Source organism: Pandoraea pulmonicola (genome assembly GCF_000815105.2).
GTDB lineage: Bacteria > Pseudomonadota > Gammaproteobacteria > Burkholderiales > Burkholderiaceae > Pandoraea > Pandoraea pulmonicola.
This window is the reverse complement of sequence record NZ_CP010310.2, coordinates 1,375,239-1,391,151: the sequence shown is the minus strand read 5'-3', so window position 1 is coordinate 1,391,151 and position 15,913 is coordinate 1,375,239. Positions and strand designations below refer to the sequence as shown.

17 protein-coding genes are annotated in these 15,913 nt (G+C 65.7%); 11 read left to right on the top strand and 6 right to left on the bottom strand.

All coding sequences use genetic code 11. The features are described from left to right. The first annotated feature begins 37 nt into the window (after nucleotides 1–37). The gene (locus RO07_RS06305; RefSeq protein WP_039409072.1) at nucleotides 38–559 is read left to right on the top strand and encodes a hypothetical protein; all 522 of its coding nucleotides are present in this window, start codon (nucleotides 38–40) and stop codon (nucleotides 557–559) included. On the opposite strand, the gene mgtA is transcribed toward RO07_RS06305, so the two are convergent. Both mgtA and RO07_RS06295 read right to left on the bottom strand, forming a co-directional pair. Then, on the bottom strand, nucleotides 510–3,257 hold the full coding sequence (mgtA, locus tag RO07_RS06300; protein ID WP_039414482.1) for a magnesium-translocating P-type ATPase: 2,748 nt from the start codon (nucleotides 3,255–3,257) through the stop codon (nucleotides 510–512). The two genes, RO07_RS06305 and mgtA, sit on opposite strands and share 50 nt — an antisense overlap. 66 nt (nucleotides 3,258–3,323) lie before the next feature. Next, a complete protein-coding gene (locus tag RO07_RS06295) occupies nucleotides 3,324–3,533 on the bottom strand; it encodes a hypothetical protein (protein ID WP_147284541.1) in 210 nt (69 codons plus the stop codon). 649 nt (nucleotides 3,534–4,182) lie between these two features. On the opposite strand from RO07_RS06295, the gene RO07_RS06290 reads away from it, so the two are divergent. Beyond that, complete coding sequence (locus RO07_RS06290; RefSeq protein WP_039409067.1) at nucleotides 4,183–4,785, top strand: phosphatase PAP2 family protein; 603 nt, start codon at nucleotides 4,183–4,185, stop codon at nucleotides 4,783–4,785. Between the two features lie 193 nt (nucleotides 4,786–4,978). Here the strand turns inward: RO07_RS06290 and rnk are convergent, their stop codons facing one another. After that, nucleotides 4,979–5,404 carry a nucleoside diphosphate kinase regulator gene (gene rnk, locus RO07_RS06285; RefSeq protein ID WP_039409064.1) on the bottom strand — a complete coding sequence of 142 codons (426 nt, stop codon included), beginning with the start codon at nucleotides 5,402–5,404 and terminating at the stop codon, nucleotides 4,979–4,981. 287 nt (nucleotides 5,405–5,691) lie between these two features. Between rnk and hemL the strand changes: the two genes are divergently transcribed. From hemL to ribD, 6 genes are all read left to right on the top strand, one after another. Then, on the top strand, nucleotides 5,692–6,996 hold the full coding sequence (gene hemL / locus RO07_RS06280) for a glutamate-1-semialdehyde 2,1-aminomutase (protein WP_039409059.1): 1,305 nt from the start codon (nucleotides 5,692–5,694) through the stop codon (nucleotides 6,994–6,996). 73 nt (nucleotides 6,997–7,069) lie between these two features. Beyond that, nucleotides 7,070–7,684 carry a LemA family protein gene (locus RO07_RS06275; RefSeq protein WP_039409056.1) on the top strand — a complete coding sequence of 205 codons (615 nt, stop codon included), beginning with the start codon at nucleotides 7,070–7,072 and terminating at the stop codon, nucleotides 7,682–7,684. Between the two features lie 10 nt (nucleotides 7,685–7,694). Beyond that, nucleotides 7,695–8,651, top strand: coding sequence for a TPM domain-containing protein (locus RO07_RS06270; RefSeq protein ID WP_084072472.1), 957 nt, complete (start codon nucleotides 7,695–7,697; stop codon nucleotides 8,649–8,651). A 5-nt stretch (nucleotides 8,652–8,656) separates the two neighbouring features. Continuing rightward, a complete protein-coding gene (locus RO07_RS06265; protein ID WP_167369430.1) occupies nucleotides 8,657–9,052 on the top strand; it encodes a TPM domain-containing protein in 396 nt (131 codons plus the stop codon). Continuing rightward, entirely contained in the window at nucleotides 9,049–9,195 is a 147-nt protein-coding gene (locus tag RO07_RS25785) for a hypothetical protein (RefSeq protein ID WP_157118194.1), read from the top strand. The genes RO07_RS06265 and RO07_RS25785 overlap by 4 nt, the downstream gene beginning before the upstream one ends. 6 nt (nucleotides 9,196–9,201) lie before the next feature. Beyond that, the gene (gene ribD / locus RO07_RS06260; protein ID WP_039409053.1) at nucleotides 9,202–10,299 is read left to right on the top strand and encodes a bifunctional diaminohydroxyphosphoribosylaminopyrimidine deaminase/5-amino-6-(5-phosphoribosylamino)uracil reductase RibD; all 1,098 of its coding nucleotides are present in this window, start codon (nucleotides 9,202–9,204) and stop codon (nucleotides 10,297–10,299) included. A 142-nt stretch (nucleotides 10,300–10,441) separates the two neighbouring features. On the opposite strand, the gene RO07_RS06255 is transcribed toward ribD, so the two are convergent. The 3 genes from RO07_RS06255 to RO07_RS06245 are packed head-to-tail and all read right to left on the bottom strand — an operon-like array spanning nucleotide 10,442 to nucleotide 12,257. Beyond that, nucleotides 10,442–11,203, bottom strand: coding sequence for a 2-keto-4-pentenoate hydratase (locus RO07_RS06255; protein WP_039409051.1), 762 nt, complete (start codon nucleotides 11,201–11,203; stop codon nucleotides 10,442–10,444). Further along, on the bottom strand, nucleotides 11,200–12,048 hold the full coding sequence (locus RO07_RS06250) for a 2-keto-4-pentenoate hydratase (protein ID WP_052267062.1): 849 nt from the start codon (nucleotides 12,046–12,048) through the stop codon (nucleotides 11,200–11,202). Before RO07_RS06250 ends, RO07_RS06255 begins: the two co-directional genes overlap by 4 nt. Continuing rightward, on the bottom strand, nucleotides 12,048–12,257 hold the full coding sequence (locus RO07_RS06245) for a tautomerase family protein (RefSeq protein ID WP_039414473.1): 210 nt from the start codon (nucleotides 12,255–12,257) through the stop codon (nucleotides 12,048–12,050). The genes RO07_RS06250 and RO07_RS06245 overlap by 1 nt, the downstream gene beginning before the upstream one ends. A 172-nt stretch (nucleotides 12,258–12,429) precedes the next feature. Between RO07_RS06245 and RO07_RS06240 the strand changes: the two genes are divergently transcribed. The 3 genes from RO07_RS06240 (at nucleotide 12,430) to livH (ending at nucleotide 15,909) form a co-directional block, all read left to right on the top strand. Then, entirely contained in the window at nucleotides 12,430–13,335 is a 906-nt protein-coding gene (locus RO07_RS06240) for a LysR family transcriptional regulator (RefSeq protein ID WP_039409048.1), read from the top strand. 433 nt (nucleotides 13,336–13,768) lie between these two features. Next, the gene (locus tag RO07_RS06235) at nucleotides 13,769–14,881 is read left to right on the top strand and encodes a branched-chain amino acid ABC transporter substrate-binding protein (protein ID WP_115088893.1); all 1,113 of its coding nucleotides are present in this window, start codon (nucleotides 13,769–13,771) and stop codon (nucleotides 14,879–14,881) included. Nucleotides 14,882–14,985: 104 nt separating this feature from the next. Further along, nucleotides 14,986–15,909, top strand: coding sequence for a high-affinity branched-chain amino acid ABC transporter permease LivH (livH, locus tag RO07_RS06230; protein WP_039409042.1), 924 nt, complete (start codon nucleotides 14,986–14,988; stop codon nucleotides 15,907–15,909). Nucleotides 15,910–15,913: the final 4 nt, after the last annotated feature.

Below are 15,913 nucleotides of genomic sequence, written 5' to 3'. Positions count from 1 at the left end.
CGAGACTTGCCACGTCAGCCCCCGGAGGACATCGCTCATGGATGACATCGATCAACGCCACCGCACCGTCGCCCGGTTGCTCATCAAGCTCTCGGGTACCACGTTGGCCCGGCTCGCCTATGCGAGCGGTATCGCGGGCTGCACGATCTCGCGATGGGTACACGGCGAGCGGTGCGTGCTTGGACACCAAAGCCGGGACAGGCTGCTCGCCGCACTGGGTGCGCACAGCGACGGCACGAACGTGCGTCTCGCACCACGCGCGTCGGGTGCGGCGCAGCCCGTCTTTCATATCAACGGGCTGGTGCAGGCCGAGCGCTTCGCCACGCTCGCCGCGCTCACTTCGGCGCGGTTCGTGGCGGCGCGCGAAACCTGTCAGGGCGAGACGCTCGTGAGCCTCCTCACCGATATCACCGGCGACACCCACGCGCTGCTCATCGGCCCGCGCGAAGCGCTTGACGAACTGTACGCGGAGCTCGGCATCGTCATGTCGCCCAGCCGGCGCTTGCGCGTCACTGCCAGCCGAAGCGACGCGCGAACATGCCCTTCATCATCTGCGTGAGCACCGCGTAGGCCAGCAGGATCGCGGCGAGCATCGGGAAATACGCGAGCGGCAGCGCCTGCATCCGGAACGTTTCCGCGAACGGCGAGAGCGGCAGCATCACGCCGATGAGCATCACCGCGCCAGTCATGAGCAGCAGCGGCCACGCGGCGCGGCTCTGCACGAACGGAATGCGGCGCGTGCGGATCAGATGCACGATGAGCGTTTGGGAAAGCAAGCCCTCGACAAACCAGCCGGACTGGAACAGCGTCTGGTGCTCGGCACTGTTCGCACCGAACAGATGCCACATCGCCACGAACGTCAGCACGTCGAAAATCGAGCTGATCGGCCCGAAGAAGATCATGAAGCGCGACAGGTCGGCCGGGTTCCACTGCTGCGGGCGCATGAGTTGCTCGGGATCGACGTTGTCGAACGGAATCGTCGTCTGCGACAGGTCGTACAGCAGGTTTTGCGTGAGCAACTGCAGCGGCAGCATCGGCAGGAACGGCAGGAAGGCGCTCGCGATCAGCACCGAGAAGACATTGCCGAAGTTCGAGCTGGCCGTCATCTTGATGTACTTGAGCATGTTCGCGAAGGTGCGGCGTCCTTCGATCACGCCCTGCTCCAGCACCATCAGGCTCTTTTCCAGCAGGATCAGATCGGCCGCTTCCTTCGCGATGTCCACCGCCGTATCCACGGAAATGCCGATGTCGGCGGCCCGCAGCGCTGGCGCGTCGTTGATGCCGTCGCCCATGAAGCCGACGACGTGGCCGTTCGCGCGCAGCATGTGCACGATGCGCTCCTTGTGCGTCGGCGTGAGCTTCGCGAACACGTTGGCGTGCTCGACGGTGCGGGCGAGTTCGGCGTCGCTCATCGACTCGATGGCGTCGCCGAGCACGCAGCCGGTCACCGCGAGCCCGACCTCGCGACACACTTTCACGGTCACGAGGTCGTTGTCGCCAGTGAGTACCTTGACGTCGACACCGGATGCGGCGAGCGCCTTGAGCGCGGGCGCCGTCGATTCCTTCGGCGGATCGAGGAACGCGATGTAGCCGACGAGCACCAGCCCGCTCTCGTCCGCAACGCTGTAGCTCTCGCGCACCGGCGGCAGATGACGCGTTGCCACGGCCACCACGCGCAGGCCTTCCGCATTCAGATCGGCGGTAACGCGGCGCAGGCGCGAGAGCACGTCGGGCGTGAGCGGCTCGACGTTCGCGCCGTGCTGCACGCGGTCGCACACCGCCATCATTTCCTCGACGGCGCCCTTGCAGATGAGCTCGTGATGCTCGCCGTTCTCGCTCACGACGACCGACATGCGACGGCGCTCGAAGTCGAACGGAATCTCGTCGATCTTGCGATAGCGGTTCACCACGTCCAGGCGCCGATGCAGTTCGCCGTGATCGAGCACCGCCACGTCGAGCAGGTTCTTCAGGCCGGTCTGGTAGAAGCTGTTGAGGTAGGCGTACTCGAGCACGTCTTCGCTGGCGTGGCCCCAGACGTCGGTATGGCGCTCCAGGCAGATCCGGTCCTGCGTGAGCGTGCCGGTCTTGTCCGTGCACAGCACGTCCATGGCGCCGAAGTTCTGGATCGCGTCGAGCCGCTTGACGATGACCTTCTTGCGCGAGAGCACCACGGCGCCCTTGGCCAGCGTGGCGGTCACGATCATCGGCAGCATTTCGGGCGTGAGCCCCACGGCCACCGACAGCGCGAAGAGCGACGCCTCGAGCCAGTCGTGCTTGGTGAAGCCATTGATGAGCAGCACGATCGGCGTCATGACGAGCATGAAGCGGATGAGCACCCACGACACGCGATTGACGCCCTGCTGGAACGACGTGACGGTCGGACGCTGCGCCGTCACGCGTTGCGCGAGCGAACCGAAGAACGTGCGCGCGCCCGTCGCCACGACGACCGCCGTGGCCGAGCCGCTCACCACGTTGGTGCCCATGAACGCGAGGTTGTCGTATGTGAGCGGGTTGCTGCCGCCGGCGTCGACCTCGCACGCATGCGCGAACTTTTCCACCGGCAGCGCTTCGCCGGTGAGCGCCGATTGCGAGACGAACAGGTCCTTCGCCGCGACGATGCGCACGTCCGCCGGGATCATGTCGCCTGCCGCGAGCAGCACGATGTCGCCCGGCACGAGTTCCGCGAGCGGAATCTCGCGGCCCATGCGGCCCGGATGCCGCCCGTTGTCGGGCGCCGTCGTGCCATCGCCCCGCGCTTCGCGGCGCAGCACCGTGGCGGTGGTGCTCACCATCGCCTTGAGCTTTTCCGCCGCCTTGTTCGAGCGCGCCTCCTGCACGAACCGCAACACCGTGGAAATGATCACCATCGCCGAGATGATGATCGTTCCCTCGGTGTCGTCGGTCGCATACGACACGGCGGCCAGCGCCGAGAGCAGCAGGTTGAACGGATTGCGATAGCAGTGGAACAGGTGGCGCCACCACGGCAGCGGCTTCTCGTGCTCGACTTCGTTGGCTCCGACGCGCGCGCGCACACTCGCAGCTTCGTCGTCGAGCAGCCCCTGGCGGGTCGTGCCCAGACGCGCGAGCAGATCCTGACCGGTCTCGCGCGCGGCGTCGAGCAGACCGGGTGGTGCCTCGTGGCCGGCGCTCGGTGCATCGAGGGTTTCGAGCATGTCGCGGCGGCGGAAAAAGCGCAAGCCAAGGCGTGCGCCCAGCAAGGCAATGAAACGCTCGCTGAGAGTGAAAGCTTGTTGCATTGGATACATCCTGAGTATGCCGGGGGGCGACGCGTCGGCCGCCCCCGCGAACGTTATGAAACGGCGTCAGCCGACCGTCTTCGTGCGGCGGACCTGCGACCTCAGCGAGCGCAGCCACTGGCCGATACGACCGAGGCGGCCGACGTTGCCGGGGCCAGGATCACGGTCGGCGCCAGCATCGGCTTGCACGTCGACGTGATAGTGGTGCAGGCACTCGGCCGGCAGCATAAGGGCTTGCGGATTGCCTCCGCGCAGGGTCATGGAATAGCGGAACACGATGAATCTCCCAGCCGCACGGCATCGCGCCCGGCGCAGGCCATGCGTACGCGGTCATCGGCCGTCCCCGGATCGACGAACCGGCGCCAGCCGGAGCCAACCGGAGCCAACCTAGGCCAAAGGGCCCGACAGCGAACGCACGCGCACGACGGAATCGCCCGTACGGCAGACTTAAAATTGGTTAGGGAGCGTGCTACGAACGATGGTCGCCTACGATTCGGCCCAGCCCGTCGTCGTGCACGGTGCGCACGAGGGCCAAAAGGAACTGCGAATCGAGACGGACATCAGAGGTGCGCGCCAACCCGGCTATGCGAGTCAGCGGCGGGGAAATCCCGGGGACTAACTCGCGGTGGTGGTGTCGACCTGCGTCGACCGGCAACTACCACTAGAACAACTGTCCACGGAAGGATCTCCTGAGAGCTATGACGGCGCGATTCTACCTCCGAGTGCGTCGAAAGAAAAGTGACAATTCAACGTGTTACAAAATGATGACAACTGCAACTTTGCAGCGCGCGGCGACTCAGTCAGAATCTGTCACGTTTTCGTCATCAACCGCCTGCCGGCGGCCGTCGATACGCCGGCATTGCATGGGAAGCCGCATGCGGCCGGACGGTATTGCGTGCCTGCGGCCGGCACCGCACCGGACCCCATGGAATCGCTCAACCGCGCCGTCTTTCTGGCCATCAACGCCTCGCCCAACGTCAGCGAAGGCGAACTGGCCCTCGCCGTCTTCCTCGCCAAGTACCTGATCCTGCTGCTGCCGGTCGGACTCGTCACGCTGTGGCTCGCGGGCGGGCGCGACCGTGAAGGCGCGGTGCACGGCCTGCTCGGCGTGGCGCTGGTGCTGCTCGTCAACTTCGTCGTCGGCCTGGCGTGGTTCGAGCCTCGCCCGTTCGTCGTCGGCCTCGGCACGAACCTGCTCGCGCACGCCCCGACGAGCGCCTTTCCGAGCAACCACGCGTCGATCATGTTCACGTCGGCATTCGTGCTGATGGGCACGGTGGCACGCACGCCGCGTCTGCTGGGCAAGCTCCTGCTGATCTGCGCGCTGCCCGTATGCTGGGCGCGCGTCTATCTCGGCGTGCACTGGCCCGTCGACATGCTCGGTGGGCTGTGCGTGTCGATCGTCGCCGCGCTCGTCATGCGCACGGCCGCCGCCCGCGAGACGAGCCGCATTGCCGCGGCCGTGCTCGAAGGCATTTACCGCCGTCTGCTCGCGTGGCCGATCGCGCGCGGCTGGCTGCGTCGCTGATTCGAAGCACTCCGGCGCATCCAGCACAAACGGTGACTGAAGGCTGAACGGCTCTCGGTCTTCCGGGGCCTGCTGAAGAACTACCAGGAATCTGCTGAAGAACTGCGGGAAGGTATCGCGGAACTGCGGGAGGGGGCGGGGGTTGGGAGACTCGGGAGATCCGAATCTCCCAATGGTGTTGCCAGGAGGGAAATCAGCGGTGGTATTCGCCAGCGGCTTCGGGCTGGTAGTCGATGCCGAGCAGTTCGAGCTCGATCAGACGGCCGCCCGGCACCTGCCAGTGAATCGACTGGCCCACGCGCAGGCCGAGCAGCGCGCTGCCCACCGGGGCGAGCACCGAAATACCATTCTCCGCGCCCGCGAGATGCTGCGGATACACGAGCGTGACGCGATGCTCCTGCTGCGTGGCAAGATCGCGATAGCGCACCACCGAATTCATCGTGGCGACGTCGGCCGGCATCTGCTCGGGGTCGACGACACTCGCCCGGGCGAGCTCTGTTTCGAGTGCCTCCACATACGGCAATGCCGCGCGCGGCGCCTGCGCCATGAGCGCTTCCAGGCGATCGAGGTCGAGAGTCGAGACAGTGATCGAGGGACGTTGCGAGTTGACGGTGGACATGTCGATGGGCCTGTTTTTCCTTGACGTTGAGTGAATTGCCTTCAATCTAACAGAAGCCCCGCACCGCGAGAAGTCCCGGACCCCGCGCGCATCCGCTAGAATCGACGCATTCGAGATCGCCCGCCGGGCCAGCATTGGCATCGATTTTTGCTGCACCGCACCCCGTCAGGCGACCAGACGCAACCTTCACATTCTCCCGTGCCGGCAACGCGCTGCACGACGCCGCGGCGAGCCTCGCCCGCGTTGTGGACGCGGCCCGTGCCGGCTTTACCAGGTAAGCAGACGTCATGTCCGAACACACCACGAACGCCGCGCTCTTCGAGCGTGCTCAACAGACCATTCCCGGCGGCGTCAACTCGCCCGTGCGCGCTTTCCGCTCGGTCGGCGGCACGCCGCGCTTCATCGCCCGCGCGCAGGGCCCCTACATGTGGGACGCCGAAGGCACGCGCTACATCGACTACATCGGCTCGTGGGGCCCGATGATCGTCGGCCATCTCCATCCGGAGGTCGTGGCCGCCGTGCAGCGCGCCATGTCGCAAGGCTTCAGCTTCGGCGCGCCCACCGAAGCCGAGGTCGTGATGGCCGAGGAGATCTGCCGCCTGGTGCCGTCCATCGAGCAGGTGCGCCTGGTGTCGTCCGGCACCGAGGCGACGATGAGCGCGCTGCGTCTCGCACGCGGCTTCACCGGTCGCAACAAGATCGTGAAGTTCGAGGGCTGCTATCACGGCCACGCCGACAGCCTGCTCGTCAAGGCGGGCTCGGGCCTGCTGACCTTCGCCGACTCCACGCGCAACGCACCGTCTTCGGCCGGCGTGCCCCCCGAAGTCACGCGCGACACGCTCGTGCTCGAGTACAACAACGTCGACCAGCTCCGTGAGCTCTTTGCCGGCCAGGGCGGCGAAATCGCAGCCGTGATCGTCGAGCCGGTGGCCGGCAACATGAATCTCGTGCGCGGCTCGCGCAACTTCCTGCAGACGCTGCGCGAACTGTGCACGGCCCACGGCGCCGTGCTGATCTTCGACGAAGTCATGTGCGGTTTCCGCGTGGGGCTGGGCGGCGCGCAAGCGCTCTACGGCATTACGGCCGACCTCACGTGTCTGGGCAAGGTCATCGGCGGCGGCATGCCCGCGGCGGCCTTCGGCGGACGCCGCGACATCATGTCGCATCTCGCGCCGCTGGGCGGCGTCTACCAGGCCGGTACGCTCTCGGGCAACCCGCTCGCGGTCGCCGCGGGCCTCGCGACGCTCAAGCTGATCCAGGCGCCCGGCTTCTACGAGGAACTGGCCAGACGCACCTCGAAGCTCGTGACGGGGCTCGTCGAAGCGGCACAAGCCGCGGGCGTGCCGTTCTCGGGCGACAGCGTCGGCGGCATGTTCGGCCTGTACTTCCGTGCCAACGTGCCGCAGAGCTTCGCCGAAGTCACTACCGCCGACGTGGCGCGTTTCAACAAGTTTTTCCATGCGATGCTCGATCGCGGCGTCTACCTCGCGCCGAGCGCGTTCGAAGCGGGCTTCGTTTCGGCGACGCACGACGACACGGTCCTCGACGCGACCCTCGAAGCCGCGCGCGACGCCTTCCGGACGCTCGCATGAGCGACACGCACGCACGGCGGACTCTCGTTCACGCTACCGGTAATTTCGTTCGACCATAACAAGGAAACTCATCATGCAAATGCTGCTGCCGACCCGCCTGCGTCAGTCCATCCTGCGCTGGCTGGCCACGGGACTTCTCGCGTCGCTGCTCTCCGCGTGCGGGTACAACGAAATCCAGGTCAAGGACGAAGCCGTCAAGGCCGCATGGAGCGAAGTCGTCAACCAGTATCAGCGCCGCGCGGATCTGGTGCCGAACCTGGTGAACACCGTCAAGGGCTACGCCTCGCATGAGCAGACGACGCTCACCGACGTGATCAACGCCCGCGCCAAGGCGACGAGCATCACGGTGACGCCGGAAACGCTCAACGATCCCAAGGCGTTCAAGAAATTCCAGCAAGCCCAGGGCGAACTCTCGGGCGCGCTCTCGCGCCTGATGGCCGTGTCGGAGAACTACCCGAACCTGAAGGCCGACGGTCTGTTCCGGGACCTGCAATCGCAACTCGAAGGCACGGAAAACCGCATCACGGTGGCGCGCAATCGCTTCATCCAGTCGGTGCAGGATTACAACGTGTACGTGCGTCAGTTTCCGAACAACCTGACCGCCAAGATGTTCGGCTACGGGCCGAAGCCGAATTTCACGGTCGAGAACGAGAAGGCCATCTCGACGGCGCCGGCGGTCAAGTTCTGAGGATCGCGCCATGGCCGCCGTTCCACTGTCCTCGCCATCGTTGCCGACGTCACGCTCGCGGCTCGCGCCCAAAGTGCCACCGTGGGCACCGCTGCGAGCACCGCTTTGGGCGTTCTACGCCCTGCTGCTGGCGGGCCTGTGCTGGCTGGCGCTGCCTGCCGGCGCCGAGGAACTGGTGGCCGTGCCCGCCCTCACCGCTCGCGTCACCGATCTGACCGGCACGCTCACGCCCGAGCAGCGCAACGCGCTCGAGACTCAACTGGCGCAGTACGAGCAGCAGCGCGGCAGTCAGATCTTCATCCTGATGGTGCCGACGACGGCGCCCGAGACCATCGACCAATACAGCATCCGCGTGGCCGACGTGTGGAAGGCTGGACGCAAGGGCGTGGACGATGGCGTCATCATGCTCATCGCGAAGCACAATCCGAACGACCTGCGCAAGATGCGCATCGAGGTCGGGCGTGGCGTGCAAGGCTCGCTCACCGACGCGATCGCCGGCCGCATCCTGCGCGACGTGATGGCGCCGTACTTCCGCAGCGGCGACTTCTTCGGCGGCCTCGCCGCCGGGGTGGCGGCCGTGGAAGCGGCAATGAACAACGAAGCGCTGCCGGCGCCGAACCTGCCGTCGACGCGCGCACCGCACTCCGATCTGTCCGACTTCCTGCCGTTGCTCTTCATCGTCTTCATCATCGCCATGGTGGTGCTCATGGAAAGCCGTCGGCACTTCCGCGGCCCCGGACTGCCCGGCGGGGAACCGAACGACCCGCGCTCGCGCGTACTCACCGGTCAGCGCGGACGCATCGGTGCAGGCGGCTTCGGAGCGGGACTGGGCGGCGGCCTCGGTGGCTTCGGCGGCTGGGGACGCGGCGGTGGCGACGGCGGCTTCGGTGGTGGTGGCGGCAGTGGAGGCTTCGGCGGCGGTGGTGGTGGCGGCTTCGACGGCGGCGGCTCGTCGGGGAACTGGTGATGGCGATGGCACACGAGGAAATCACGATGCAGCACAGGCCGCACGACGTCTCGCGCTGGCTACGCCATTTCGGCACGTGGCGCGCCCACGCCCGCTGGCTCTTCCCCGACAAGGCGCTCGATGCGCTCGAAGCGGCCATCCGCGCGTCGGAAAGCGAGCACCGCTGCGAGATCCGTCTGGTGATTGAAGCCGCCATGCCGCTTGCGGCCGTCTGGCACGGGCACACCTGCCGCCAGCGCGCCGTCCACCTGTTCCGCCAGCTCGGCGTCGCGCACACCGGCGAGCGCACGGGCATACTGCTGTATATCAACATCGCCGACCACGATATCGAGCTGATCGCCGACAAGGGCGTCAATGCGCTGGTGCCCCCCGCAAGTGGGACACCGTCGTCGCGCAGATGAGCGCCGGTTTCCGTGACGAACGATATGTCGAGAGCGTGCTCGAGGCCCTCGACACCCTGCGCGGCATTGCGCGCGAATCCCTGCCGGCTCACGCCGGCGCCGCGCCGGACAATGCCTTGACCGACCGGCCGCTGATGATCTGACGCCTCATGTTCTCTGACCAGGATTTTGCCTACATGCGCCGCGCACTGGCGCTGGCCGAGCGCGCGATGTTCACGACCTCGCCGAACCCGCGCGTGGGCTGCGTCATCGTGCAGGACGGACGCGTGATCGGCGAAGGCTTCACGCAACCCGCCGGTCAGGATCACGCCGAAGTTCAGGCGATGAAGGACGCCCGGGCACGCGGCGAAACGATGCGCGGCGCGACCGCGTACGTCACGCTCGAGCCATGCAGCCACTACGGCCGCACGCCGCCGTGCGCGAAGGGCCTGATCGAAGCCGGCGTGAAGCGTGTGATCGCCGCCATGGAAGATCCGAATCCGCTGGTGGCCGGGCGCGGCCTCACGATGCTGCGCGAAGCGGGCATCGAGGTGCGTTGCGGTCTGCTGGAACAGGAAGCGCGCGAGAAGAACATCGGCTTCGTCGCGCGCATGACGCGCGGCACGCCGTGGGTCCGCATGAAAGTGGCCGCAAGCCTCGACGGCAAGACGGCGCTGCACAACGGCGCGAGCCAGTGGCTTACCGGACCGGCGGCACGCGCCGACGGCCACGCGTGGCGCGCGCGCGCGTGCGCGATCCTCACCGGCATCGGCACGGTGCGCGAGGACGACCCGGCACTCACGGTGCGCGAGGTGCAGACCACGCGCCAGCCGCTGCGCATCGTCGTGGACTCGCGGCTCGACATCTCCCCGTCCGCCAAGGTGCTCAAGGACGGCAATGCGCTCGTCGTCTGCGCGAATGGGGACGCCGAGCGTGCGGCACGTCTGCGCGAACTTGGCGTGGAAGTGCTCGACCTGCCCAATCCGAGCGGCAAGGTCGAACTGCCGGCGCTGCTGCGCGCCCTGGGTCAACGTCAACTCAACGAAATTCACGTGGAAGCCGGCTTCAAGCTCAATGGCTCGCTGCTGCGCGAGCACTGCGTGGACGAATTACTGACCTACCTCGCGCCGTGCATCGTCGGCGATGCACAGGGCATGTTCAATCTGCCCGCACTGACGTCGCTCGACGACAAGCTCGCCCTCACCTTCACCGATGTGCGCATGATCGAGGACGATCTGCGCATCCTGGCCCGCCTTCGCCATCGATGAGTGCCGCTCTGCGGCGTTTGCCCTGAACCGCTGAAACGCCACGGCAAACGAAAACGGGGAGCGCCTCCCGGCATCCCCCGTCGTCCTGCGTGTCGGCCGCAGCGATCACCGCCACCACGGCCGCCCGTTCATACCACTACGCTCAGACGTGGAACCCCACGCGACCGAGCGTCTCCATCTCGACCGACACGTACTGGCCCGGTTGAATGTACTCGGCCGGCGTCGCGCCGCCCGCCATCACGATCCAGCCGGCTTGCAGCGGCTCGCCCGCCGCAGCCGACAGGCGCGCCGCCGCGACCAGCGAGCGCAGCGGATGACCGAGCAGCGCCGCCGTCGAGCCGACCTGTACCGTACGGCCGTTGATCGTCATCGCGAGCCCCAGATTCGAGAAATCGACGCGCGGGTCGTGCAAGGCGCCGATCACGAAACCACTCGACGATGCGTTATCCGCAATCACCTCCGGCAACGTGAACTTGAAGTCCTTGTAGCGCGAATCGATGATCTCGATGGCCGGTGCGATCGCCTCGACGGCCGCCAGCGCTTGCGGACCGGTGACATTGCCTTCGAGCGGCTTCTTGAGGATGAACGCAATCTCCGGCTCGACGCGCGGATGCACGTAGCGCTTGAAATCGATGGTGGTGCCTTCTTCGACCAGCATGCCCGAAGTCAAACGCCCCCAGATGACGTCGGAGAGCCCCATCTGAATCATCTTGGCGCGGCTGGTGAAGCCCATCTTCACGCCGACGCGCGCCTCGCCGCGCTCGGCACGGCGGGCGAGCGAGGCCGCCTGGATGGCATAGGCGTCGTCGAGCGAGAGGCGGTTGTCGGTGTCGAACTGCTCGACCTCGTGGGCGAAACGCGCCGCGTCGTCGAGCCGCTTGGCGTAGTCGTGGATGTGGCTCATCGTGCAGCCTCGCTGGCAGGTTCAAAGACGGCGCGGACCGAACCCAGGCCGTTGATACGGGTCTCGAAGATGTCGCCGGGCGTCACCGCCGCCATCGGGCCGAGCGCGCCCGAGAGCACCAGGTCGCCGGCCTTGAGCGGCGTGCCGACCGCGGCCATCGTGCGAGCGAGCCATACCACGGCATTGATCGGGCTGCCCAGACAGGCCGCGCCCGCACCGACCGAGACCGGCTCGCCGCGACGCTCCAGCACCATGCCGCACATGCGGACGTCGAATTCCGAGAGTTTCCTGGGCGTGTTGCCGATCACGTACGCGGACGACGATGCATTGTCGGCGATCGTGTCAGTAATGCGGATGTTCCAATCGGCCACGCGGCTGCCCACGATCTCCAGCGCCGGCAGCGCATAGTCGATGGCGCCCAGCACATCGAGCTGGCCCGGGTTCTCGACGTTCAGATCGCGTCCGATCACGAAGGCAATCTCGGCCTCGATCTTCGGCTGCGTGAGGATCGACGCGGGAATCGGCTCCCCGTCGCCGTACCCCATGTCGTCGAACAGCATGCCGAAGTCCGGCTGATCGACGCCCAGCTGCTTCTGCACCGCGACCGAGGTCAGACCGATCTTGCAGCCGACGATGCGACGCCCGGCCGCCAGACGGCGCTCGGTGTTGATGCGCTGAATGGCGTAGGCATCGTCGATGGTGAGCGGCGCGAACGTGTCGCGCAGCGGTGCGATGAAGCGATGCGAGCGTTCCGCTTCGAGGAGAGCGTCGGCGGCCTGGTGCAGGCGCGCCTGCGTGGCGGCGTCGCGCGGCCCGGCCGGCGTTGCTTGCGAATTGGCCGCCATCACGCGCCTGCCTTGGCCGGCGCGGCCGACTCGTCCTTGGTACGCTCGCCCACGGCCCAGTGCGCGGCCGGCACTTGCGTCGCATATACGCGAATCGATTCGAGCGGTGCGCCCAGCGTTTCGTGTACGGTGCGCGCCACGGCTTTCACACAGGCTTTCACGGCGGCGTCGTCGCGACCTTCCACCAGATTGATATGTACGATTGGCATGATGCTGTCCCCTGAAAATGCCGAATGGAACCACTTCGTCGCCCAATGATGCGCGAGTGACAAGATACCGTCCAATACCAAATTTCCCGATTGCGATACCATTTCAGTATTGAGTTCGGCGACGGGTGGGCATTCGGGTTCGCAAACGCCGCTGCCGGGAACGGGGTTTTTCATGGACATCAAGCAGATGCGCTACTTCCTTGCCGTGGCGCAGGAAGGGCATTTCGGGCGGGCGGCCGAACGGCTGAACATGGCGCAGCCGCCGCTCACGCGCCACATTCATGCGCTCGAAGCGCAACTGGGCACGCCGTTGTTCGTGCGCACGCCCAAGGGCGCCACGCTGACCGCCGCCGGGCAGACCCTGCTCGCCGAAGTGCCGAACATCCTCGCACTCACGCGCCGCGCACAGGAGCAAACGCAGTTGGCCGGCCAGGGCTATATCGGACGGCTCGACGTCGGCATCTTCAGCTCAGGCATTCTCAATGTGATCCCGCGGCTGCTGGCGAGCTTCCATACCGAACGCCCCGAGGTGAAGATCGGCCTGCACAACCTTTCGAAGACGGAGCAGATCGCCGCGTTGCGCGAGCGACGCATCGCCATCGGCTTCAACCGCCTGATTCCGGACGAGCCGGATCTGATCGTCGACTGGATACACCGGGAGCCGTTTCTCGTGGCGCTCTTCGAAGGACACCCGCTCTGTGCGCGCGCCACGCTCACACTCGCCGATCTCGACAGCGAGCGGATGATCCTCTACCCCAACGCGCCGGTGCCCGGCCTCGCCGAAGAAGTCGCGGCGGCCTTTCGCGCCGAGGGCGTGACGCTGCGCGTGGAGCAGGAAGTGGAGGACGTGGTGACCTCGATGGCGCTCGTGGCCAGCCGCTTCGGCGTGTGCGTGACGACGGAATCGGCGGCGAATCTCCGTTTGCCGGGCGTGGTCTACCGGCCACTGAAGTCGCCGAACCTGCGCTCCATCGAGCTGAACTGCATGTACCGACGCGACGACGACTCGCCGATTCTCGCGGCCTTTCTTGCACTCATCCGCCAATCGCGAACGCAGCGGCACGCCCTTGCGATGTAGAGGGCGAGATGCCACAAGAAGGAGCGCGCATACCGGCCCGTATATGCGATCGGATGCAAAAACCTGCAATTGGATATCAATGGCGAGCGGATTGTATCCAAAATGTCCTGATTTACGCTCGATAACGTCGAATCAACATGTCCCCGATTTATGGCGGTGGTCGATTTATACGCATTTCGCAATCTGCGTAGTACTACCGAAAATCCCTGTGAGGACTCTTATTTCCCGCTTCCGACCCTTTTGAAACCCTTTATCCATGCGGGTCTCCGAGGCCTCGCGCATAGCTGTTCCAAATTAACGTCGTATTACGCTACTATGGCGCATCGTTCGCGCCTGGATTGGCACGAATGATCAAATACCGACAGGTTCAGCAGTCGATCGAGACCCCGCACGCTCGGGTAGTCGAAAAATACAATTCAAGGAGATGTTCACAATGCAGTTCCGTCACAAATCCCTGTTCGTCGCCGCTGCCCTCGCCGTGATCGGCACCGCCGCCAATGCCGAGACCGTCAAGATCGCCATCGCCGGCCCGTTCAGCGGCTCGGTCGCGCAATACGGCGACATGGTCAAGGCCGGCGCGCTGACCGCCATCGACGAAATCAACGCCGCAGGCGGTGCGAACGGCAACAAGCTCGAAGCCGTGATGATGGACGATGCATGCGAGCCGAAGCAGGCGGTCGCCGTCGCCAACAAGATCGTCAGCCAGAAGATCAAGTACGTGATCGGTCATGTGTGCTCCGGTTCGACCATCCCGGCATCGGACATCTATGAAAACGAAGGCGTGGTGATGATCACCCCGTCGGCCACGGCACCGCAACTGACCGAAGGCAAGAAGCGCCACTTCATCTTCCGCACCATCGGCCGCGACGACCAGCAAGGCCCGGCAGCCGCGCAGTACATCATCAACAAGGTCAAGCCGAAGAAGGTCGCCGTGCTGCACGACAAGCAGTCGTACGGTCAAGGCATCGCCACCTCGGTGAAGAAGGACCTCGACGCCGCCAAGATCCCGGTCGTGCTGTTCGAAGGCATCAACGCCGGTGACTCGGACTACTCGGCCGTCATCACCAAGCTCAAGTCGCAGGGCGTGGACTTCGTGTACTTCGGCGGCTATCACCCGGAAATGGGCCTGCTGCTGCGCCAGGCACGTGAGCAAGGCGTGAAGGCCACGTTCATGGGACCGGAAGGCGTGGGCAACAAGGATGTGACGGCCATCGCCGGCCCGGCCTCCGAAGGCATGCTCGTGACGCTGCCGGCCGACTTCGCCGCCGATCCGGCCAACGCCAAGGTGGTGAAGGCCTTCGCCGACGCCAAGCGCGATCCGAACGGTCCGTTCCAGATGCCGGCCTACACGGGCGTGCAGCTGATCGCCAAGAGCATCGCCGGCGCGAAGAGCACGGACTCGGAGAAGGTGGCCAAGTACCTGCACGCGAACACGTTCGAGACCCCGATCGGCAAGGTTGCCTACGACCCGGCTGGCGATCTGAAGTCGTTCAAGTTCGTGGTCTACACGTGGCACAAGGACGCCACCAAGACCGCCGCCAACTGATTCCCTGACGCTTTACCGGCCAGCGAATCACCCCCAGCCGCCCGCCGTCTTCGGCGGGCGGCGCGCATTCGCGTTCGGCCCCCGCTCGTCGCGAGGCTTCCCGCATGAACGATTTTTTCCCACAGCTCGCCCAGCAACTGGTCAATGGCCTGACGCTGGGTGCGATCTACGCGTTGATCGCCATTGGCTACACAATGGTCTACGGCATCATCGGTATGATCAACTTCGCCCACGGCGAGATCTATATGATCGGCGCCTATATCGGGCTCGTCACACTGACTGCCATCGGCACTGCAGCGGGTTACCCCCTGCCGCTCGTGCTGGGGGCGGCGCTGCTGGTGTCGGTGCTGATCACGGGCCTTTACGGCTTCGCGATCGAGCGGGTGGCGTATCGCCCGCTACGCGGCGGACCTCGTCTCGGACCGCTGATCTCCGCGATCGGTATGTCCATCTTCCTGCAGAACTACGTGCAGATCGGTCAGGGCGCGCGTGATGTTTCCGTGCCCATGCTGATCTCCGGCGCCATCGATATTCCGATGGGCGACTTCACCGTGACCATTCCCTACGCCCGCATGCTGATCGTGGGTGTGACCGTCGCGCTGATGATCCTGCTTACGCTGTTCATCGCCAACTCGCGCATGGGCCGTGCCTGCCGGGCCTGTGCCGAAGACATGCGCATGGCCAACCTGCTCGGCATCGATACGAACCGCGTGATCTCGTTCACGTTCGTGCTCGGCGCCATGCTCGCGGCCGTGGGCGGCGTGCTGATCGGTCTGACCATCGGCAAGCTCAATCCCTACATCGGCTTCATCGCAGGCATCAAGGCCTTCACGGCCGCGGTGCTCGGCGGTATCGGCAGCATCCCCGGCGCCATGCTGGGCGGCGTGCTGCTGGGGCTGGCGGAGACGCTCGCCTCGGGCTACATGCCCTCCGAGTACAAGGACATCGTGGCCTTCTGCCTGCTGGTGCTGGTGCTGCTGTTCCGCCCGACCGGCCTGCTGGGCAAGCCCGACGTCGAGAAAGTCTGAGGTC